The sequence below is a fragment of the Kluyvera chengduensis genome, from assembly GCF_044197065.1.
GTDB lineage: Bacteria > Pseudomonadota > Gammaproteobacteria > Enterobacterales > Enterobacteriaceae > Kluyvera > Kluyvera ascorbata_C.
Genome location: NZ_JBIQOI010000001.1, coordinates 535,203 through 554,012 on the forward strand (window position 1 = coordinate 535,203; position 18,810 = coordinate 554,012).

Annotated in this window: 19 protein-coding genes and 3 tRNA genes; 17 read left to right on the forward strand and 5 right to left on the reverse strand. The window is 54.5% G+C overall.

From position 1 onward, the window contains the following. The first annotated feature begins 239 nt into the window (after window positions 1-239). The 3 genes from ACH1XZ_RS02400 (at window position 240) to tsuB (ending at window position 3,060) form a co-directional block, all read left to right on the forward strand. Complete coding sequence (locus tag ACH1XZ_RS02400; RefSeq protein ID WP_035894859.1) at window positions 240-1,598, forward strand: APC family permease; 1,359 nt, start codon at window positions 240-242, stop codon at window positions 1,596-1,598. Between the two features lie 171 nt (window positions 1,599-1,769). After that, window positions 1,770-2,825, forward strand: a complete 1,056-nt coding sequence (gene tsuA / locus ACH1XZ_RS02405; RefSeq protein WP_395594191.1) for a thiosulfate utilization transporter TsuA/YeeE — start codon at window positions 1,770-1,772, stop codon at window positions 2,823-2,825. A 10-nt stretch (window positions 2,826-2,835) separates the two neighbouring features. Continuing rightward, the gene (tsuB, locus tag ACH1XZ_RS02410; RefSeq protein WP_035894857.1) at window positions 2,836-3,060 is read left to right on the forward strand and encodes a thiosulfate utilization sulfurtransferase TsuB/YeeD; all 225 of its coding nucleotides are present in this window, start codon (window positions 2,836-2,838) and stop codon (window positions 3,058-3,060) included. 118 nt (window positions 3,061-3,178) lie between these two features. Here tsuB and sbcB read toward each other — a convergent pair whose 3' ends face one another. After that, entirely contained in the window at window positions 3,179-4,603 is a 1,425-nt protein-coding gene (sbcB, locus tag ACH1XZ_RS02415) for an exodeoxyribonuclease I (RefSeq protein WP_395594192.1), read from the reverse strand. 213 nt (window positions 4,604-4,816) lie between these two features. Here sbcB and dacD point away from each other — a divergent pair, with 213 nt between their 5' ends. The 6 genes from dacD (at window position 4,817) to cobT (ending at window position 10,288) form a co-directional block, all read left to right on the forward strand. Continuing rightward, window positions 4,817-5,983, forward strand: coding sequence for a serine-type D-Ala-D-Ala carboxypeptidase DacD (gene dacD / locus ACH1XZ_RS02420; protein ID WP_395594193.1), 1,167 nt, complete (start codon window positions 4,817-4,819; stop codon window positions 5,981-5,983). 161 nt (window positions 5,984-6,144) lie between these two features. Beyond that, window positions 6,145-7,203: an FUSC family protein gene (locus ACH1XZ_RS02425; protein ID WP_395594194.1), complete on the forward strand. Its 1,059-nt coding sequence runs from the start codon at window positions 6,145-6,147 to the stop codon at window positions 7,201-7,203. A 201-nt stretch (window positions 7,204-7,404) separates the two neighbouring features. Beyond that, on the forward strand, window positions 7,405-7,725 hold the full coding sequence (locus tag ACH1XZ_RS02430; RefSeq protein ID WP_035894853.1) for a DUF496 family protein: 321 nt from the start codon (window positions 7,405-7,407) through the stop codon (window positions 7,723-7,725). A 199-nt stretch (window positions 7,726-7,924) separates the two neighbouring features. Continuing rightward, a complete protein-coding gene (cobU, locus tag ACH1XZ_RS02435) occupies window positions 7,925-8,470 on the forward strand; it encodes a bifunctional adenosylcobinamide kinase/adenosylcobinamide-phosphate guanylyltransferase (protein WP_395594682.1) in 546 nt (181 codons plus the stop codon). After that, a complete protein-coding gene (gene cobS, locus ACH1XZ_RS02440; RefSeq protein ID WP_395594195.1) occupies window positions 8,467-9,207 on the forward strand; it encodes an adenosylcobinamide-GDP ribazoletransferase in 741 nt (246 codons plus the stop codon). Before cobU ends, cobS begins: the two co-directional genes overlap by 4 nt. Before the next feature lie 28 nt (window positions 9,208-9,235). Further along, the gene (gene cobT, locus ACH1XZ_RS02445; protein WP_395594196.1) at window positions 9,236-10,288 is read left to right on the forward strand and encodes a nicotinate-nucleotide--dimethylbenzimidazole phosphoribosyltransferase; all 1,053 of its coding nucleotides are present in this window, start codon (window positions 9,236-9,238) and stop codon (window positions 10,286-10,288) included. Window positions 10,289-10,291: 3 nt separating this feature from the next. Here cobT and ACH1XZ_RS02450 read toward each other — a convergent pair whose 3' ends face one another. After that, window positions 10,292-11,182: a LysR substrate-binding domain-containing protein gene (locus tag ACH1XZ_RS02450; RefSeq protein WP_395594197.1), complete on the reverse strand. Its 891-nt coding sequence runs from the start codon at window positions 11,180-11,182 to the stop codon at window positions 10,292-10,294. A 122-nt stretch (window positions 11,183-11,304) separates the two neighbouring features. On the opposite strand from ACH1XZ_RS02450, the gene ACH1XZ_RS02455 reads away from it, so the two are divergent. Beyond that, on the forward strand, window positions 11,305-11,823 hold the full coding sequence (locus ACH1XZ_RS02455) for a hypothetical protein (RefSeq protein WP_395594198.1): 519 nt from the start codon (window positions 11,305-11,307) through the stop codon (window positions 11,821-11,823). Between the two features lie 43 nt (window positions 11,824-11,866). Here ACH1XZ_RS02455 and ACH1XZ_RS02460 read toward each other — a convergent pair. Then, a tRNA-Asn gene (locus ACH1XZ_RS02460) sits at window positions 11,867-11,942 on the reverse strand. Between the two features lie 6 nt (window positions 11,943-11,948). Between ACH1XZ_RS02460 and ACH1XZ_RS02465 the strand changes: the two genes are divergently transcribed. The 3 genes from ACH1XZ_RS02465 (at window position 11,949) to ACH1XZ_RS02475 (ending at window position 13,787) form a co-directional block, all read left to right on the forward strand. After that, window positions 11,949-12,128: a DUF5951 family protein gene (locus tag ACH1XZ_RS02465; protein ID WP_395594199.1), complete on the forward strand. Its 180-nt coding sequence runs from the start codon at window positions 11,949-11,951 to the stop codon at window positions 12,126-12,128. Next, complete coding sequence (locus ACH1XZ_RS02470) at window positions 12,104-13,570, forward strand: EmmdR/YeeO family multidrug/toxin efflux MATE transporter (RefSeq protein WP_395594200.1); 1,467 nt, start codon at window positions 12,104-12,106, stop codon at window positions 13,568-13,570. Before ACH1XZ_RS02465 ends, ACH1XZ_RS02470 begins: the two co-directional genes overlap by 25 nt. A 141-nt stretch (window positions 13,571-13,711) precedes the next feature. Next, window positions 13,712-13,787 (forward strand) — tRNA-Asn (locus tag ACH1XZ_RS02475). Window positions 13,788-13,878: 91 nt separating this feature from the next. Here ACH1XZ_RS02475 and ACH1XZ_RS02480 read toward each other — a convergent pair. Beyond that, on the reverse strand, window positions 13,879-15,327 hold the full coding sequence (locus ACH1XZ_RS02480) for an AMP nucleosidase (protein WP_395594201.1): 1,449 nt from the start codon (window positions 15,325-15,327) through the stop codon (window positions 13,879-13,881). Window positions 15,328-15,514: 187 nt separating this feature from the next. On the opposite strand from ACH1XZ_RS02480, the gene ldtA reads away from it, so the two are divergent. The 4 genes from ldtA (at window position 15,515) to ACH1XZ_RS02500 (ending at window position 18,367) form a co-directional block, all read left to right on the forward strand. After that, a complete protein-coding gene (gene ldtA / locus ACH1XZ_RS02485) occupies window positions 15,515-16,447 on the forward strand; it encodes a L,D-transpeptidase (RefSeq protein ID WP_395594202.1) in 933 nt (310 codons plus the stop codon). A 79-nt stretch (window positions 16,448-16,526) separates the two neighbouring features. Then, entirely contained in the window at window positions 16,527-17,468 is a 942-nt protein-coding gene (locus tag ACH1XZ_RS02490) for a Gfo/Idh/MocA family protein (RefSeq protein ID WP_395594203.1), read from the forward strand. Window positions 17,469-17,776: 308 nt separating this feature from the next. Further along, a complete protein-coding gene (locus ACH1XZ_RS02495) occupies window positions 17,777-18,034 on the forward strand; it encodes an AbrB/MazE/SpoVT family DNA-binding domain-containing protein (protein WP_395594204.1) in 258 nt (85 codons plus the stop codon). After that, complete coding sequence (locus ACH1XZ_RS02500; protein WP_395594205.1) at window positions 18,035-18,367, forward strand: type II toxin-antitoxin system PemK/MazF family toxin; 333 nt, start codon at window positions 18,035-18,037, stop codon at window positions 18,365-18,367. It abuts the gene before it with no gap. A 72-nt stretch (window positions 18,368-18,439) separates the two neighbouring features. Here ACH1XZ_RS02500 and ACH1XZ_RS02505 read toward each other — a convergent pair. Continuing rightward, window positions 18,440-18,515, reverse strand: a tRNA-Asn gene (locus ACH1XZ_RS02505). Window positions 18,516-18,810 lie beyond the last annotated feature (295 nt).

Below are 18,810 nucleotides of genomic sequence, written 5' to 3' on the forward strand. Positions count from 1 at the left end.
CTTGTGTTTTTGCATTCGTTTGGTGCAAAATATGTCGAATGTAAAAAATGAGACTAACCGACGTGATTGCCACGTCGGTTATTTTTTTACATCAAAACAACCATCCAATAAAAGAGGCCGGGCTTCGTACCGGATAGATATTTACTTAAAAAACGACAGTTGTTGTCGCTGAGGAAACAGAAAAAAAATGGGGCAATTTTTCTTTTTTGCACCGGCAGTCGCCGAACAGGGGGCTCACCGTGTCAAATAACGTTACTCCAAACACCTCTCGCGTGGAATTGCGTAAAACGCTTACGCTGATTCCGGTTGTCATGATGGGCTTGGCCTATATGCAGCCAATGACGCTGTTCGATACGTTCGGTATCGTATCTGGCCTTACCGACGGTCACGTTGCAACGGCGTATGCCTTTGCGCTGATCGCGATTCTCTTTACAGCGCTAAGCTACGGTAAACTGGTTCGCCGGTTCCCGTCAGCTGGCTCTGCATACACCTATGCTCAGAAATCCATTAGCCCGGTCGTTGGCTTTATGGTTGGCTGGTCATCGCTGCTGGACTACCTGTTCATGCCGATGATCAACATTCTGCTGGCTAAAATTTACTTTGAAGCGCTGATGCCTTCTGTACCATCGTGGATCTTTGTTGTCGCGCTGGTGGCCTTTATGACCATCTCTAACCTGCGCAGCATCAAGGCCGTGGCGAACTTCAACACGCTGATTGTGGTTCTGCAGATGGGTATCGTGGCGGTCATCGTCGGCCTTATCATTTACGGCGTGATGCACGGTGAAGGCGCGGGTACGCTGACCAGCACTCGTCCGTTCTGGTCTGAAGGCGCGCACGTTGTGCCGATGATTACTGGTGCGACCATTCTGTGCTTCTCGTTCCTGGGCTTCGACGGTATCTCTTCTCTGTCTGAAGAGACTAAAGATGCAGAACGTGTGATCCCGAAAGCGATTTTCCTGACCGCACTGATTGGCGGGATGATCTTTATCGGTGCATCTTACTTCCTGCAGCTGTACTTCCCGGACATCTCTCGCTTTAAAGATCCGGACGCGTCTCAGCCAGAAATCATGCTGTACGTTGCGGGCAAAACCTTCCAGTGGGGCGTGCTGATCTTCTCCAGCGTCACCGTACTGGCATCCGGTATGGCGGCGCATGCGGGCGTATCTCGCCTGATGTACGTCATGGGCCGTGATGGCGTGTTCCCGAACAGCTTCTTCGGTTACGTGCATCCGAAATGGCGTACCCCGGCGTTCAACGTACTGTTGGTTGGTGCGATTGCGCTGTTGGCGATTAAATTCGACCTGGTTACCGCAACGGCGCTGATCAACTTTGGTGCGCTGGTGGCATTCACCTTCGTTAACCTCTCCGTGATCTCCCAGTTCTGGATCCGTGAGAAGCGTAACAAGACGCTGAAAGACCATTTCCAGTACCTGGTACTGCCGGTGTGTGGCGCGCTGACCGTTGGCGCACTGTGGATTAACCTGGAGCAGAGCTCAATGATTCTGGGCCTCATCTGGGGTTCTATCGGCCTGCTGTACCTGGCATGCGTGACCAAGCGTTTCCGCAACCCGGTTCCACAGTACGAAGACGTCGCATAATTCGCGCGTGCTGAAAAGCGAAACCGGAGGCCATGTGCCTCCGGTTTTTTTTCGTCTGAACAACACTGAATTAATAACCATCAGGAATAATATAGAGCTTTTGGTTATTGGAGACCAAAGGCACGGTCGGGAATAATTTCACGACTGATAATATTGGGTTAATTAATTTTTATGTTGCACATGATTATAAGCGGAATTCTCTGCGGCGCCTTACTGGGATTCGTTATGCAACGCGGTCGTTTCTGCCTGACGGGCGGTTTCCGCGATATGTATATCACTAAAAATAACCGCATGTTTTACGCGTTATTAATCGCTATCTGTATTCAAAGCGTGGGCGTTTTTGCACTGATCCAGACCGGTCTGGTGCAGTACGACGCGGGCGCGTTCCCATGGTTGGGAACCGTTGTCGGTGGCTTCGTCTTTGGTATCGGTATTGTCTATGCCGGCGGCTGTGCCACCGGGACCTGGTATCGCGCCGGGGAAGGACTTATCGGTAGCTGGATTGCGCTGGTGACCTACATGGTGATGAGTGCGGTGATGCGTTCGCCCCACGCTGCTGGTCTGAATAAGTTCCTTGGTGAACATACCACGGCGCACAACGGTATCGCGGAAACTCTGAATATCTCCGTCTGGCCGATTATTGCGCTGCTGGTAGTAGTCACGCTGTGGTTTGTACGTAAAGAGCTGCGTAAGCCAAAGCTGAAAGTGGCTTCGTTGCCACCGCGCCGTACTGGTCTGGCGCACCTGTTGTTTGAAAAGCGCTGGCACCCGTTTTTCACCGCGGTGCTGATTGGTCTGATCGCGCTGCTGGCGTGGCCGATGAGTGAAGCGACGGGCCGTATGTTCGGTCTGGGGATTACCTCGCCTACCGCAAATATTCTGCAGTTCCTGGTGGGCGGTGACAGCAAATTCCTTAACTGGGGCGTATTCCTGGTACTGGGTATTTTCATCGGTTCCTTTATTGCTGCGAAAGCCAGCCGTGAATTCCGCGTACGTGCCGCCGATGCGAGCACGACGCTGCGCAGTGCCGGTGGCGGTGTGCTGATGGGCTTTGGCGCCAGCATTGCCGGTGGGTGTTCTATTGGTAATGGCCTGGTCATGACGGCAATGATGACCTGGCAGGGCTGGATTGGCCTGGTATTTATGATCCTTGGCGTGTGGTGTGCGTCTTGGGTGTTATATGTTCGCCCGCAGCGGAAAGCCAAACTGAAATCCGCGACGGCATAAGGAGTTTGATATGGTTGTGAAGAAACTGGATGTGGTCACCCAGGTGTGCCCGTTCCCACTCATTGAAGCGAAAGCGGCAATGGCTGAACTTGCCAACGGCGACCAGCTGGTGATTGAATTTGACTGTACCCAGGCGACGGAAGCGATCCCTCAGTGGGCGGCAGAAGAGGGCTATACGGTGACGGATTACCAGCAGTCTGGCGATGCGGCCTGGACTATCACTGTACAGAAGTAAATAAGTCGCCCGGTTGGGCGACTATTGCTGAATGAACAGTAGGCCTGATTAGCGTAGCGCCATCAGGCAATTCGGTGCAGATTGCCGGATGGCGGCGTTGCCTTATCCGGCCTACAAATTACACAATCTCCTGTGCGTACTGATACAGTGCCTTCAGCAGCGATAGCTTTTCCGCATTCCCTTCATATTGCCCATAGAGCATTTCCAGCTCCTGCGCGTAAGCCTGCAAAAACTCCGGGGTAAAGATTTGCCGACGGTGCTCTAACCAGCGCTGTTGCTCGCTTTCATCCAGCGTGCCGGGAAAGTTGCGCGCCCGATAGTTAAACAACAGCTTTTCAATGCGTTTATCAGCGAAGGTGATATCCAGCGCGGGAAGATTGCGCGGCTCGGTCTCCAGCACGATTTTCATCGCCGCTCTGTCGGCGTCGCTAAAGAAACCGTTATAAAGCTGGGCATCGACGTTCTCCGACGGCACAAACGGCTCGGCTTCGGCAAAAATCGCCACCGCTTTCTCGCGTACCTGGGGATTCTCACGCAGCGTTTTCAGATTATCCAGACAGTGCTGGCGGTTAATCCCCAGACGGTCGGCATCTTCCGGGCGCAGGGTGTTGGCCTGGGCCAGCACCGGGCACTTATTCAGGTGAACCAACTTAATAGGAACCGGAGCGCTATCGCCAAGGTCGGCTTTCGGCGTATACAGACGCTCGCGCAAGGCATCCACATCAAGATCCAGCAGCGGGCTGATATCGCCAGCAAGATCCACCATGATCACCGCGTTGCGGTTGTCCGGATGCCACGCCAGCGGTGCGACCCAACTGGTGTTACCGCGCCATGCGCCGAACATCCCGGAGACGTGCACCAGCGGCTTCATCTGTGGCACGTCTATCAGCGTCATTAGCTTGTTTTTACTGCGATAGGCATAGAGATAATCAAACAGCTTCGGCTGCTGCGCTTTCACCAGTTTCGCCATGGCGATGGTGGCGTAAACGTCGGCCATCGCATCGTGGGCGTTACTGTGTTCTATGCCGTTGGCTTTGGTTAAATGCTCAAGGCGGAAGCTTGGCAGGCCGTCATCGTTTTCTGGCCAGTTGATACCTTCCGGGCGCAGGGCGTAACAGGCGCGCATCACATCGAGCAGATCCCAGCGAGAGTTGCGGTTTTGCCAGCTCCAGGCGTACGGGTCGTAGAAGTTGCGGTAGAAGATATTGCGGGTGACTTCATCGTCGAAGCGAACGTTGTTATAACCCACCACGCAGGTATCCGGGACGGTGAAAATATCGTGGATACGCTTCGCAAATGCGGCTTCGTTATCGCCTTTTGCCCGCGCTTCCTGCGGCGTAATGCCGGTAATTAATACCGCTTCAGGTTGCGGCAGATAATCCTCGGCAGGCTTGCAGTAAAAAACCTCAGGCTCACCGATTATCGTGAAATCTTTATCGGTACGAATGGCGGCGAATTGCGCAGGGCGGTCGAGGGAAGGGCTGGTTCCGAAGGTCTCGTAGTCGTGAAACAGGAATCCCGGCGCGCTTGAAGTTTCTTGCATGGCGTTAACAGTGTCCGTCTATGGCTTTGATACTCATGGTAAACGATTTAGCGGTGCATCAGAAGGGCGTTAACCGAATCTGGAAGCGGTCGCGCAGGGTATTTTTTCATGTCCGAAGAGAGGTATGTCATATTTTCTTGCAATTTAAGCCTGTCACAAAGCACGAACTTCCGTAAAAAGGACAACGAATTTGTGAATGTTGAGGATTTACCGTTGAAAGCCCGTTTTCTTATTGCCGTTTCTTTGCTCGCTTCGAGCGTTTCCTGTGCCTTTGCTGGCGAATCCGCGATACCTTCCGTTACCCCTCCGCCGATTAAAGCCGGCGCCTGGGTCCTGATGGATTACACCACTGGGCAAGTCCTGACGGCGGGTAATGAACACCAGCAGCGCAATCCCGCGAGCCTGACCAAGCTGATGACCGGCTATGTAGTGGACCGTGCCATCGACAGCCATCGTATTACGGCAGATGACATGGTGACCGTGGGCCGCGATGCCTGGGCGGCGGGTAACCCGGTGTTTAACGGCTCTTCACTGATGTTTCTTAAGCAGGGCGACCGTCTGAGCGTTCGCGATCTTAGCCGCGGGCTGATCGTCGACTCCGGTAACGATGCCTGTGTGGCGCTTGCCGATTACGTTGCGGGCGGACAACCGCAGTTCGTCAAAATGATGAACGACTACGTGCAGAAGCTGAACCTGCGCGATACCCATTTTGAAACCGTCCACGGCCTGGATGCGCCGGGTCAGCACAGCTCAGCCTACGATCTAGCGGTGCTCTCCCGTGCGATTATTCACGGCGAGCCGGATTTCTATCATATGTACAGCGAAAAGAGTCTGACGTGGAACGGCATTACCCAGCAAAACCGTAACGGCCTGCTGTGGGAGAAATCGATGAATATCGATGGCCTGAAAACCGGTCATACTTCCGGCGCGGGCTTTAACCTGATTGCCTCCGCGGTAGACGGCCAGCGTCGTCTGATTGCCGTGGTGATGGGGGCCGACAGCGCAAAAGGACGCGAAGACCAGGCGCGCACGCTGCTGCACTGGGGCCAGCAGAATTTTGATACCGTACAGATATTGCAAAACGGCAAGAAAGTGGGGACCGAGCGTATCTGGTACGGCGATAAAGAGAACATCAACCTCGGCACGGATCAGGATTTCTGGCTGGCGCTGCCTAAAGCCGAAGTGCCGAATATCAAGGCCAAATACGTGCTGGATACTAAAGAGCTGGATGCACCGATCGCCGCGCACCAGCGTGTCGGCGAAATACAGCTGCTCGATCGCGATAAAGTCATCGCGCATTGGCCGCTGGTGACGCTGGAAAGCGTTGGCAAAGGCGGGTTGTTCTCGCGCATGAGCGATTATTTACATCACAAAGCCTAACCAGGCCTCGCGTTGTTAATTATCTGTAGCCCGGACGAGGTGCTTTATCGCCGACTCCGGGGCAGCTCGGCGTAAATCCCGGCACCGCCTTGATCGGCCGGGCTACTTTCTTCATGCAGGAGCAGGTACAATTCGCGCTTTAGCCTTGTCGGAGAGTGGGTGTGCGTCCGGATAAGTCACTCAGTCCTTTTGAAATTCGTTTATATCGTAATTACCGTACCGTGCACGGGGCGCGTATCGCGCTAGCCTTTGTACTGACCTTTTTACTGGTCCGCCTGCTGGATATCCCTGACGGCTCCTGGCCGCTGATCACGCTGGTGGTGGTGATGGGGCCAATCTCTTTTTGGGGTAACGTGGTGCCGCGTGCGTTTCAACGTATCGGTGGCACGGTGCTTGGCTCGGCGCTCGGGCTGATAGCCCTGAAGCTTGAACTCTTCTCTTTGCCGCTGATGCTTATCTGGTGCGCCGCGGCGATGTTCCTGTGCGGCTGGCTGGCTCTGGGCAAGAAACCCTACCAGGCACTGCTTATCGGTATTACCCTCGGTGTGGTGGTTGGCGCACCGGCGGGCGATATGACCACCGCGCTGTGGCGAAGCGGCGATGTCATCTTTGGTTGCCTGCTGGCCATGCTGTTTACCGGTATCTGGCCTCAGCGCGCGTTTATCCACTGGCGAATCCAGATGGCGTCGTTCGTGACCCAGTTTAACCGTATCTATCAGGCGGGACTGTCACCGAATCTTATTGAGCGCCCGCGTCTGGAAAAACATCTGCAAAAAGTCCTGAACGACGTGGTGAAAATGCGCGGTCTTATCACGCCTGCGAGCAAAGAAACGCACATTCACAAGGGGATTTTTGAGGCCATTCAGACCGTGAGCCGCAACCTGGTGTGTATGCTGGAGCTGCAAATTAACGCCCACTGGGCATCGCGCCATGGTCACCTGCTAATGCTCAACGCCCATACGCTGCGGGAAACGCAGCTCATGACGCAAGACACGCTGCTGGCGATTGCCCACGCGTTGTATGAAGGCAATCCACGTCCTATCAAGGCAAACAGCGAAAAGCTCAATGAAATTGTCGCAGAACTGCGTCAACTGGTGAACGAATACAAAGACGACAATCTGGCTGAGACCTCCATTCATGGCTACGTTTGGCTAAGCATGGAGCTGGCGCGTCAGCTGGAATTATTATCCAGCCTGATGTGCCGCGCGTTGCGTAAATAAAAGACAGATGCACGCGCTTTTGCGCCAGGTTGTTTCGATTCAGCTAGATTTAGGGTTATGATGAACCCAAAGTAAAAATGATTGTTTGCTACAACGGCAGTACGAAAAATCATACAGGTTGAAGGGTATATGACTAATGTGTACCTTATCGTGTAGCCGTTGTTTAACGAATCCGACTCTCAACATATCAGGGGTATAAAAATGGAAACCACGAAACCTTCGTTTCAGGACGTACTGGAGTTCGTACGTTTGTTCCGTCGTAAGAACAAGCTGCAGCGTGAAATTCAGGACGTTGAGAAAAAGATCCGTGACAACCAAAAACGCGTGCTGCTGCTGGACAACCTCAGCGACTACATCAAACCAGGCATGAGCGTTGAAGCTATTCAGGGCATCATCGCCAGCATGAAAGGCGACTACGAAGATCGCGTTGATGATTACATCATCAAAAATGCCGAGCTGTCCAAAGAACGCCGTGACATCTCCAAGAAACTGAAAGTGATGGGCGAGCAGAAAGGCGAGTAACCGTCATTAACGGGTGGTGACCACGTCGCCACCCGGTCTTTGTTTTATCCCTTCCAGTACCTCTCCTCTTCGACAATCCAGTGACATCGCGAGCAATGCGGAGTATAAAGCTTTCTGTTTGATATATTAGCCACGGTTATGTGGGAACGTATTGATATCAAAGGATCTCGCCTACAATGCAGCAACATCTGGAAGCGCAATCATGATTCTGGTAACCGGCGGCGCGCGCAGCGGAAAAAGCCGTCACGCTGAAACGTTACTCAGCGGCTCACCTCGAGTTTGCTATATCGCCACGTCGCAGATTTTCGATGCCGAAATGGCCGAGCGCATTCAGCACCATCGGGACGACCGTCCTGCACACTGGCGCACCGAAGAGCGCTGGCAGCACCTTGCCGACATCATCACTCCACATAACGATCCCGCAGAAGCCATTCTGCTGGAGTGCATCACTACGCTTGTGACCAACATTCTGTTTGCCTCGGGAGGCGAGCAGGAGATCGATAATTGGGACTTCACGGCGCTTGAAGCGAAGGTCAACGAGGAAATCGATGCGTTGATAGCTGCCTGCGAGCGCTGCCCATCGCCAGTGGTGTTGGTGACCAACGAAGTGGGAATGGGCATCGTGCCCGAAAATCGTCTGGCCCGGCATTTTCGTGATATCGCCGGGCGTGTGAATCAAAAGCTGGCGCAGGCGGCAGATGACGTCTGGCTAGTGGTTTCAGGGATTGGAGTCAAAATAAAATGAGTCGACTGTTTTTCGCCACACTCTCTTTTATGAGCCGTTTGCCGGTACCACAACGCTGGTCGCAGGGGTTGGATCTGGACCGCTACGTGAGCGGTGTTATCACCTTTCCGGTGATTGGCCTGCTGCTAGGTGCGATCAGCGGCCTGGTGTTTATGATTGTTCAGGCCTGGTGCGGCATTCCTCTGGCCGCGTTCTTTACCGTGCTGGCGCTGGCACTGCTGACAGGCGGTTTCCACCTCGATGGCCTGGCGGATACCTGTGACGGTATTTTCTCCGCGCGCCGCCGCGAGAAGATGCTGGAGATTATGCGCGACAGCCGCCTGGGCACCCATGGTGGGCTGGCGCTGATTTTCGTTCTGCTGGCGAAAGTGCTCACCTTAAGCGAACTGGCGCTGCGTGATGTCCCTATGCTGGCGGCTATCGCCAGCGCCTGTGTTGCTGGCCGCGCGGCGTCGGTGCTCATGATGTACCGTCACCGCTACGCGCGCGAAGAGGGGCTGGGGAACCTGTTCATCGGCAAGATTAGCTTCCGCCAGACCTGGGTCACTCTGGTGATTGCCGGCGCGTTGGTCGCTGCCATGCTCGGTATGCACGGCCTGCGGGCGCTGCTGGTGACCTTTATCGCTATCTTTATCCTGGGCCAACTGCTCAAACGTACGCTGGGCGGTCAAACCGGCGATACGCTGGGGGCAAGCATTGAGCTGGGCGAAGTGATTTTCTTGCTGGCGCTTTTGTAAGCCAGCGAATGACAACGTGGGAATAACAATGCAAACACTGGCTACACTGCTGGCTGCCATCCCTGAAATGGATAGCGCCGCGATGGCGCATGCACAGCAGCATATTGATGGGCTTTTAAAACCAACGGGCAGCCTTGGACGTCTGGAAGCGCTGGCGGTACAGCTCGCGGGAATGCCCGGGCTTCAGGGGACGCCGCGCGTCGATAAAAAAGCGATTCTGGTGATGTGCGCCGATCATGGCGTATGGCATGAAGGGGTGGCAATTTCACCGCAGGTAGTGACCGCCATTCAGGCTGCCAATATGACACGCCACAATACCGGTGTCTGTGTACTCGCTGCGCAAGCGGGTGCGGACGTACATGTGATTGACGTCGGCATCGACGCCGATCCAATCCCCGGCCTTATCGATATGAAAGTCACCCGCAGCAGCGGCAATATTGCCCAGACCGCAGCCATGACGGCCGAACAGGCGCAAACTGTGCTGCTGTCGGCGATCAACTATACCCGCAGTCTGGCAGAGCAGGGCGTTACCCTGTTTGGTGTGGGTGAACTCGGCATGGCCAACACTACGCCAGCGGCGGCGGTGGTCAGCGTGCTGACCGGCAGCGAGCCGGACGCGGTCGTGGGCATTGGCGCTAATTTGCCGCATGAGCAGTTGACGCATAAAGTTGAGGTTGTCCGCCGTGCGATTGCGGTAAACCAGCCAGATGCGGCAGACGGGCTTGATGTGTTGACTAAAGTGGGCGGTTACGATCTGCTTGGAATGACCGGCGTGATGCTCGGCGCGGCCTCCTGTGGCCTGCCGGTGGTGTTGGATGGCTTCCTGTCATACGCTTCCGCGCTGGCGGCTTGCCGAATTACGCCTGCGGTAAAACCTTACCTGATTCCTTCCCACTTCTCGGCGGAGAAAGGCGCGCGTATTGCACTGGAACATCTGGAGCTCCAACCGTATCTGCATATGGAGATGCGTCTGGGGGAAGGAAGCGGTGCGGCTATCGCGATGCATATTGTTGAGTCTGCATGCACCATGTACAACCGTATGGGCACCCTTGCTGGCAGCAATATTGTGCTGCCAGCGTAAAGGTTACTCTCCTGCCATCTGTCGCAAAAGCCATTCGCGTAGCGCCGTAATATCCTGGCGCTGCGCGTTCTCTTCGGTGGTCATCAGATAATAATTTGCGCCAGATAATGACATGTCGAACGGCATCGTCAGTACCCCACGTTGCAGTAAATCCCTTGCTAGTAGTTCGCTGGCAATCACCGCGCCTTGCCCTGCCACTGCCGCCTGTAGTGCATGCGTTTCATCGCTGAAGGTTAACCCTGCTTGCAGGTTTAAGGCCTGGGGCCCATAGCGCTTTTTCCAGTTAGCCCAACTCGGTTCATCCGCAGGGACATGACGATTTTCGACGTGGAAAAGGGTTACGCCGCACAAGTCCTCGGGCCGTTTCAGCGCCAGGGCAGGACTTGCCACCACGATAAACCTGTCGGCATGCAGAAGCGTGCAGTGCAGCGAGGACTCTGGCATTTCACGATAGCGGATCGCCACGTCCACGGTACGCTGGCTGAGATCGACACGCTCAACGCTGGTATGCAGCCGCAGGTCGATGGCCGGACATTCAGCTTTAAACTCCGCCAGTCTCGGCACCAGCCAGTGGGTGAGGAAATTGGAGGTGGTGGTCACCGTCAACGCGGGTGGCTGCTGGGCCTGAAGCACCTGCGCGGTGGCTTCTTCAAGCGCGCTGAAGGCGCGTTGAGTTCCGGCATAGAGTATTTTTCCGCTCTCGGTCAGGCTAACACCCTGCGCGCTGCGCTCGCAGACCCGACACTCAAGCACCGACTCTAGTAGCTTTATCTGGTGGCTGACCGCTGTCGCACTTACGCCGAGGACGTCTGCGGCGCGTTTGAAGCTCAGTTGTTCAGCTAGCGCATGAAAGGCGCGCAGCGCGCCGAGTGGTGGCAATCTGATTTTTCTCATGGCTGAATTTATCTCATCTATTGATGAAAACTATGTGTTTGTTTTACCCGTTAACAGGGCAGTAGTCTACACGGTATGTGAAAGGTGATGAATTAATCTCATGGTCGCGTAAGGAGCGAGAAATGAACGTATGGGTAAACGGCAGCGGGCCGAGAACCGAAAAACGCGCAGAACGGGCGATAGCGCTAAGCACCGCCATTGCCGCTGCGGGACTGCTGATAAAGCTGTCGATACTGGCGAGTGTCACAATGTGCCTGACACAGCTTGCTGCGCTGGGCGTGAGTTTTGCAGCCGGCGTAATGCTGGTCAATAAAGGCGGCATAACGCGCTATGGTTTTATGCTCTCAGCAGCGGGCTGGCTGCTGGTGCTGTTGACTTTACTGGGTGGGCAAATAGGGGCAACCCTATTGCCGGGCATCGTCGCAGGCGGCCTGGGGTTAGGGATGGCTCATGGCCGATTTCATTCCAGAGAGCGAAATATCAGCGCGTTGAGCAGCGTAGCGGCGCTGGGAGTGGCATGGTTTATACAGGTCAATTCGGCACCGGGGGTTAATGGCTACGGGTTTGCCTTTGCGCTGTTGATTGATTTGGCGTTACTGGGGGCGGTACTGGTTAGCATTGCTGAACGTGAGAAAGCTTAAAAGCAAAAAGCCTGCTTAGCTTCCTAAGCAGGCTTCTTAAATGTGGCTCCTCTGACTGGACTCGAACCAGTGACATACGGATTAACAGTCCGCCGTTCTACCGACTGAACTACAGAGGAATCGTTGTGGAGTCGTATCTTAGCGGCGAAAAAACTTTTGTCAAACACCAATTCTCGTCTTGTGATGCAATTGCCTATTCCATCAACAATTTGTCGTCATTCCCAACAAAAATTAAGGAAAAATGCTTTGCAGGATCGGCATTTCTCAATCATCATTTGAAATGGAGTTTCAACTTTCTGATCTAAGGCCCATTTTGAACGTCACCGCCGTACTTCGCCAGGCAGTCACACGTACGCCCTGGTACAAAAAACGTAAAAGTTATCGAGTGCTCTTCTGGCGTGAAATCACCCCCCTTGCCGTACCTATTTTTCTGGAAAACACCTGCGTTTTATTGATGGGGGTGCTAAGTACCTTCCTCGTGAGCTGGCTGGGAAAAGAAGCGATGGCGGGCGTGGGCCTGGCCGACAGTTTCAACATGGTCATTATGGCCTTTTTTGCCGCTATTGACCTTGGTACCACGGTGGTCGTGGCGTTTAGCCTCGGTAAGCGTGATCGCCGCAAGGCGAGGGCGGCAGCGCGGCAATCTCTGGTTATCATGACCATTTTTGCCACCATTCTGGCGGCGGTGATTCACTATTTTGGCGCCGGGATCATCAATATTGTGGCCGGTGATGCCACGGAAGAAGTGAAAGGGCTGGCGCTGACCTACCTTGAACTGACCGTATTGAGCTATCCGGCAGCGGCGATTGCGCTGATTGGCAGCGGTGCGCTGCGCGGGGCTGGGAATACCAAAATCCCGCTGATGATCAACGGCGGGATGAACATCCTGAATATTATTATCAGTAGCTTCCTGATTTACGGCGCATTCTCTTGGCAGGGAATGGGGTTTGCCGGGGCAGGGCTCGGCCTGACGATTTCCCGTTATATTGGCGCGGTGGTGACCATTATTGTCTTAATGGTCGGTTTCAACCCGGCGCTGCGTATTCCGCTCAAAAGCTATTTCAAGCCGCTCAACTTCGCCATTATCTGGGAAGTTATGGGGATCGGTATTCCGGCAAGCGTAGAGTCGGTGCTGTTTAACGGCGGTAAATTGCTAACGCAGATGTTTGTGGCCGGAATGGGAACCGACGTGATCGCCGGTAACTTTATCGCCTTCTCCGTGGCGGCGCTGATTAACCTGCCGGGGAACGCCCTGGGGTCGGCATCGACCATTATCACCGGTAAACGTCTAGGCACCGGGCAGCTTGCTCAGGCGGAGCGTCAGCTACGCCATGTGTTCTGGATGTCGACCATCGTGCTGACGTTGATTGCCTGGGGCACCGCACCGTTTGCCGGGCTGTTTGCCTCGTTCTATACCCATGAGCAGGACGTTAAAGACGTGGTGAAGATTCTGCTGTGGATGAATGCGGCGTTTATGCCTATCTGGGCCGCTTCCTGGGTACTGCCAGCAGGCTTTAAAGGGGCTCGAGACGTGCGCTTTGCCATGTGGGTCTCCATGCTGAGCATGTGGGGCTGTCGCGTGGTGGTGGGCTACGTACTGGGTATTCTGTTGGGCTGGGGCGTGGTCGGCGTCTGGATGGGGATGTTCCTCGACTGGGGCGCGCGTGCGGTGCTGTTCTACCGTCGCCTTATCACCGGACGTTGGGCATGGAAATATGCGCCCGCGAAGAAAACAGACACGGCGTAACGACCTGATTGTGGGGAAAATCGGCAAGAAAAGTCAGTTTTCAACCGAATCGAAGAATTAATCGGCAAACGATTTATTTTGTGCAAATCAGGCTTTGACAACCATGGGGCACATCGATAATATGCGCCTCGTTCAAACGATTCCTCTGTAGTTCAGTCGGTAGAACGGCGGACTGTTAATCCGTATGTCACTGGTTCGAGTCCAGTCAGAGGAGCCATATTTAAGAAGCCTGCTTAGGAAACTAAGCAGGCTTTTTGCTTTTCTACGTCTGGTAAAAAAAGCCGGACGAGCGTCCGGCTGGCGTTGGCTTAACGGAACGGCGGTTCGTTGAAGGTTCGCAGCTTGCGCGAATGCAGGCGGTCGCCCTCGGCGCGCAGCAGGTCGATGGCCCGAATGCCAATCTGCAGGTGCTCGGAAATCGCCCCTTCATAGAAACGGTTTGCCTGACCGGGTAGCTTAATCTCCCCGTGCAGCGGTTTGTCGGATACGCACAGCAGCGTGCCGTACGGCACGCGGAAGCGGTATCCCTGCGCGGCAATGGTCGCACTCTCCATATCAATCGCCACGGCACGGCTCAGGTTGAAGCGTAACGCCGACGCGGAATAGCGCAGCTCCCAGTTACGATCGTCCGTGGTGACCACTGTCCCGGTACGCAGCCGCTGTTTGACCTCTTCCCCCGGCATACCGCTAACCTGCTTGGTTGCGTCATAGAGCGCGCGCTGTACCTCGGCAATACTCGGGATTGGAATATCCGGCGGCAGCACGGCGTTAAGCACGTGGTCGTCACGCAGATACGCGTGTGCCAACACATAATCACCAATCGACTGGCTTTCGCGCAGACCGCCGCAGTGGCCGATCATCAGCCAGACGTCCGGACGCAGCACCGCCAGATGGTCGCAGATGTTTTTGGCGTTAGACGGACCCACGCCGATGTTGATCAAGGTGATCCCTTGTCCGTCTTTGGTGAGCAGGTGCCAGGCCGGCATCTGATGCTTCTTCCACGCGAGGTCGGAAATGGCCTCTTCCGGCGCTTCGGTGTCGGCGGTAATCCAGATTCCTCCCGCGCAGGAGAGTGAAACATACGGGCTGTCCGGGTCGAGGATCTGGCTGCAGCCCCAGCGCACAAACTCATCGACGTAGCGGGTGTAGTTGGTGAACAGGACAAACGGCTGGAAATGTTCGACTGGTGTGCCGGTGTAGTGGCGCAGGCGCGCCAGCGAGAAATCCACGCGGCGGGCGTCAAAGTGTGACAGCGGATAAAAATCAGTGGAATGCGTCAGACCATCCGCGGTCTCATCGCCAATCTGCGATAGTTCGGTAGTGGGGAAGAAGCGCGTCAGATCGGCGCTCATCGAACGATCGAGATTGAGGCCGTCAATCACGTAGGGATAGGGAATTTCATGCTGCGACAGGCCGACTTCAATATGCGCGTCGTAATCTTCGTGCAGCAGACTGAGCTGTTCGAGCAAATAGCTGCGAAACAGCGTTGGGTGCGTAATGGTTGTGGTGTAACAGCCAGAGTGGGTAAAGCGACCGAAGGCGCGCGTTTTTTGCGCCTTGTGCGCGTTGCCGCTCCAGGAAACGGAAAGCTGCGGGTAGACAAATAATCCATTCGCGCGCGCTTCGGCGCTGGGTAATGAGCGGTCGTCAATAAACAGACGAATAGCATCACGTAATGCACTTACCGATTGATCGTACAGCGCCTGGAGTTTCTCCAGCGCTTGTTCTGGGGTCAGACTCACGCCCGTATTACTCATCGTTCGCTCCTTGTGTGCGGCTTTTACCGATAGTATGTCAGCCGATGATGAAACAAAAGCGTAAGCCCGCTTCCATATAACAACTGATTAACCTTTAACCGGGTGATTTCTGATACAGCTAAACGCAACGCCGTGGGGCAAAAAAGCTATAATCAACCCATATCTGCCGTGAATAGAGGAAAGGGAAATGAAACCTCGTGTAAAACTCTTGTGTGCGTTAGCGCTGGCCTTTAGCAGCCAGAGCGCGCTGGCCGTGACTTATCCGCTCCCGCCGGAGGGCAGCCGTCTCGTGGGCAGCACGCTAAATATCACGGTGCCACAGGACAATCACCTGCCGCTGGAGGCCTTTGCTGCCCAGTATGGGCAGGGGCTCAGCAATATGCTGGAGGCGAATCCGAATGTGGATGTTTTCCTGCCAAAATCGGGCTCCGCGCTGGTGATTCCACAGCAATTGATTTTGCCAGACACGGTGCGGCGGGGGATTGTGGTGAACGTCGCTGAGATGCGGCTGTACTATTATCCGCCTGAAGGGAATACCGTTGAGGTACTGCCGATTGGTATCGGCCAGGCAGGGCGAGAAACGCCACGCAATTGGGTTACTTCTGTTGAACGTAAGCAGGAAGCACCGACCTGGACACCAACGGCAAACACCCGCCGCGAATATGCCAAACGCGGTGAAAGTCTGCCGGCTTTTGTTCCCGCAGGGCCAGATAACCCGATGGGGCTCTACGCCATTTATATCGGCCGGCTTTATGCGATTCATGGCACTAATGCGAACTTCGGTATTGGTCTTCGCGTCAGCCAGGGCTGTATCCGCCTGCGCAACGACGATATTAAATATCTGTTCGACAACGTGCCGGTAGGAACGCGGGTGCAAATTATTGATCAGGCGGTGAAGTACACTACCGAGCCCGACGGCAGTCGCTGGGTGGAAGTCCATGAGCCATTGTCGCGCAACCGCGCAGAATATGAATCCGATAACAAAGTTCCGTTGCCTATTACGCCTGCACTGCGTAGTTTTACTCAGGGTGAAGGCGTGGATGGCAATCGGGCAAGAGGTGCGTTGGATAGACGTTCCGGTATGCCTGTGAACATCAGCGCCTCGCATAACGCGTTATAAGTCTGCTTGTCTTCAGCGCCAGAAGCCCGCCATTGCGGGCTTTTGACTTTTTAACCAGGGTTGGCGAAAGGAGCATTGAATGAGTGATGTAGTGAACTGGGGCGTGCTTGGCTATGCCCGAATCGCGAAGAATTCCATTATTCCTGCTATTGCGCGCGCCGATAACGCCCGCGTCTACGGGGTGGCTTCCCGCCATCAGGATGCGCTGCCGGTCGGTGAATGGCAACAAAGCTACGGCGACTATGCCGCGCTGCTGGCTGATGATGCGATCCAGGCGGTCTATATTCCTCTGCCGAACTCGCTGCACAAAGAGTGGGTTATCCGGGCGCTGGAAGCGGGTAAGCACGTGCTGTGCGAAAAACCGATTGGTCTGACCGCCGATGAAGCGCGTGAAATGCATCAAGTGGCAACGCAGCACAACCGCCTGCTGATGGAAGCTTTTATGTATCAGTACACTGACCGGGTGCGGGTTATCAAGCAGGTGCTTGAGAGCGGCGAACTGGGCGAGCTACGCCATATCAACGTTTCGTTCCGCTTCCTGCTCGACCGACCTGGCACGATCAAAATGCAGCCTGCGCTCGGCGGCGGCGCGCTGTATGACGTTGGCTGCTATCCAGTGAACTTTATCGGTCTGGTGACGGGACGTCTGCCGGTGAGCTGCAAAGCGGTGAGCGAAACGGAGCAGGGCGTGGATACTAACCTGTCTGCACTGCTGCAATATGACGATGGTTTGATTGCCAATATCCACTGTGGCTTTAACGCTTTTGGCCGCAACTACGCGGAAATCATCGGCACGAAAGGGATGCTGGTGGTGGATAAGCCGTTCCTCGATGACGCGGGAGCACTGTATTTGCATACCAACGAAGGCGTGCGTGAACTGCCGGTAAGTGAATCAGACCGCTATCAGGCCGAAATCCGCCACTTCTCCAGCGCGATCCTCAACGAGCCATCGCGGCTAATCCCGCTGGATGAGACCATCCGTAATATGCAGGTGCTGGATATGATCCGCGCCGCGCTATAGCGTATTTGGCCCGGCGGGCGTTGTTCTGCCGGGCTGCTTTAGCGGGAAACCGTCTGTAAACCACCGCGCATAGGCTTACGCCATGTGTTCACCCGCATTAGCGAATTCATCGCTTCGTGTTACATCCGCATCTGGAACCTACGCCGCATTTCACCTAATTGGTTCTACATAATCCTTTGAACCGCAAAAATCGCTTCCTATTATCAGGCTTCGTTACGTGAAGGAAATCACCCACAATGGAATTGACTAAAAACCGTGCATCTTCGGCCAGGAATGTTATATTAAAATATAATATTTGGAGGTGCTCTATGTATACAACTCGCCTGAAAAAGGTCGGCGGCTCCATCATGCTGGCTGTTCCTCCCGCCGTGCTGAAAACGCTGGAGCTGTCGACGGACAGCGAAGTGGGCATGACCATTGATAATGGCCGCTTGATTATTGAACCTCAAAAACGGCCTCGTTATTCGCTGGAAGAACTACTGGCTCAGTGCGATCCACTCGCTGAAATGAGCGAAGAGGATCGGGAATGGATTGATGCGCCAGCAGTGGGCAAGGAGATCTTGTAAATGGACAGAGGCGAAATCTGGCTCGTTTCACTTGACCCTATTGCCGGGCATGAACAAAGCGGAAGGCGTCCAGTATTGGTTGTTTCTCCGGCGTCCTTTAATCAGCTTACCCGGCTACCTGTGGTTGTTCCCGTGACCAACGGCGGAAATTTTGCCCGCGCAGCGGGGTTTGCTGTTTCACTAGATGGAGCAGGAACGAAAACAACGGGGGTCATTCGTTGTGACCAGCCCCGAACCATTGATATGGAAGCCCGCAACGGCAAACGTCTGGAACAAGTACCTGAAGTTATCGTAAATGAAGTGCTGGCCAGGTTGGAGGCCATTCTGAGTTGAGCCTTTAGATGCGGAAGGCAAACGCAGAAAAGCAAAAAGCCTGCTTAGTTTCCTAAGCAGGCTTCTTAAATATGGCTCCTCTGACTGGACTCGAACCAGTGACATACGGATTAACAGTCCGCCGTTCTACCGACTGAACTACAGAGGAATCGTTTGAACGAGGCGCATATTATCGATGTCACCCCGGCTTGTCAAAGGGTGAAAAGCGCTAATAAGTTCGTTTGCTGACAATTTCAGCAATTAAGCGTCGATTGCTGTTTTTTTGACTGATTTGCACCGCGAAAGTGCAGAATTACCCCTTATGGGGCAGATCGCAATCTTCTGATAGCCGCCTGAAAGCGCCTGAGCCATAGGTTTACACGGATTTACTGGCAATTTTAAAACTGGCAAGCATCTTGCAACTCCTCCGATTACTTAATGCCAGCGTGGCAGTGGATGTTGAA

What these genes read in the sequence shown, in the direction of transcription:
- tsuA (WP_395594191.1), top strand. Translation starts at nt 1,770, where the DNA reads ATGTTGCACATGATTATAAGCGGAATTCTCTGCGGCGCCTTACTGGGA.
- tsuB (WP_035894857.1), top strand. Translation starts at nt 2,836, where the DNA reads ATGGTTGTGAAGAAACTGGATGTGGTCACCCAGGTGTGCCCGTTCCCA.
- sbcB (WP_395594192.1), bottom strand. Translation starts at nt 4,603, where the DNA reads ATGCAAGAAACTTCAAGCGCGCCGGGATTCCTGTTTCACGACTACGAG.
- ACH1XZ_RS02430 (WP_035894853.1), top strand. Translation starts at nt 7,405, where the DNA reads ATGGAAACCACGAAACCTTCGTTTCAGGACGTACTGGAGTTCGTACGT.
- cobS (WP_395594195.1), top strand. Translation starts at nt 8,467, where the DNA reads ATGAGTCGACTGTTTTTCGCCACACTCTCTTTTATGAGCCGTTTGCCG.
- cobT (WP_395594196.1), top strand. Translation starts at nt 9,236, where the DNA reads ATGCAAACACTGGCTACACTGCTGGCTGCCATCCCTGAAATGGATAGC.
- ACH1XZ_RS02450 (WP_395594197.1), bottom strand. Translation starts at nt 11,182, where the DNA reads ATGAGAAAAATCAGATTGCCACCACTCGGCGCGCTGCGCGCCTTTCAT.
- ACH1XZ_RS02455 (WP_395594198.1), top strand. Translation starts at nt 11,305, where the DNA reads ATGAACGTATGGGTAAACGGCAGCGGGCCGAGAACCGAAAAACGCGCA.
- ACH1XZ_RS02470 (WP_395594200.1), top strand. Translation starts at nt 12,104, where the DNA reads ATGGAGTTTCAACTTTCTGATCTAAGGCCCATTTTGAACGTCACCGCC.
- ACH1XZ_RS02480 (WP_395594201.1), bottom strand. Translation starts at nt 15,327, where the DNA reads ATGAGTAATACGGGCGTGAGTCTGACCCCAGAACAAGCGCTGGAGAAA.
- ldtA (WP_395594202.1), top strand. Translation starts at nt 15,515, where the DNA reads ATGAAACCTCGTGTAAAACTCTTGTGTGCGTTAGCGCTGGCCTTTAGC.
- ACH1XZ_RS02490 (WP_395594203.1), top strand. Translation starts at nt 16,527, where the DNA reads ATGAGTGATGTAGTGAACTGGGGCGTGCTTGGCTATGCCCGAATCGCG.
- ACH1XZ_RS02495 (WP_395594204.1), top strand. Translation starts at nt 17,777, where the DNA reads ATGTATACAACTCGCCTGAAAAAGGTCGGCGGCTCCATCATGCTGGCT.
- ACH1XZ_RS02500 (WP_395594205.1), top strand. Translation starts at nt 18,035, where the DNA reads ATGGACAGAGGCGAAATCTGGCTCGTTTCACTTGACCCTATTGCCGGG.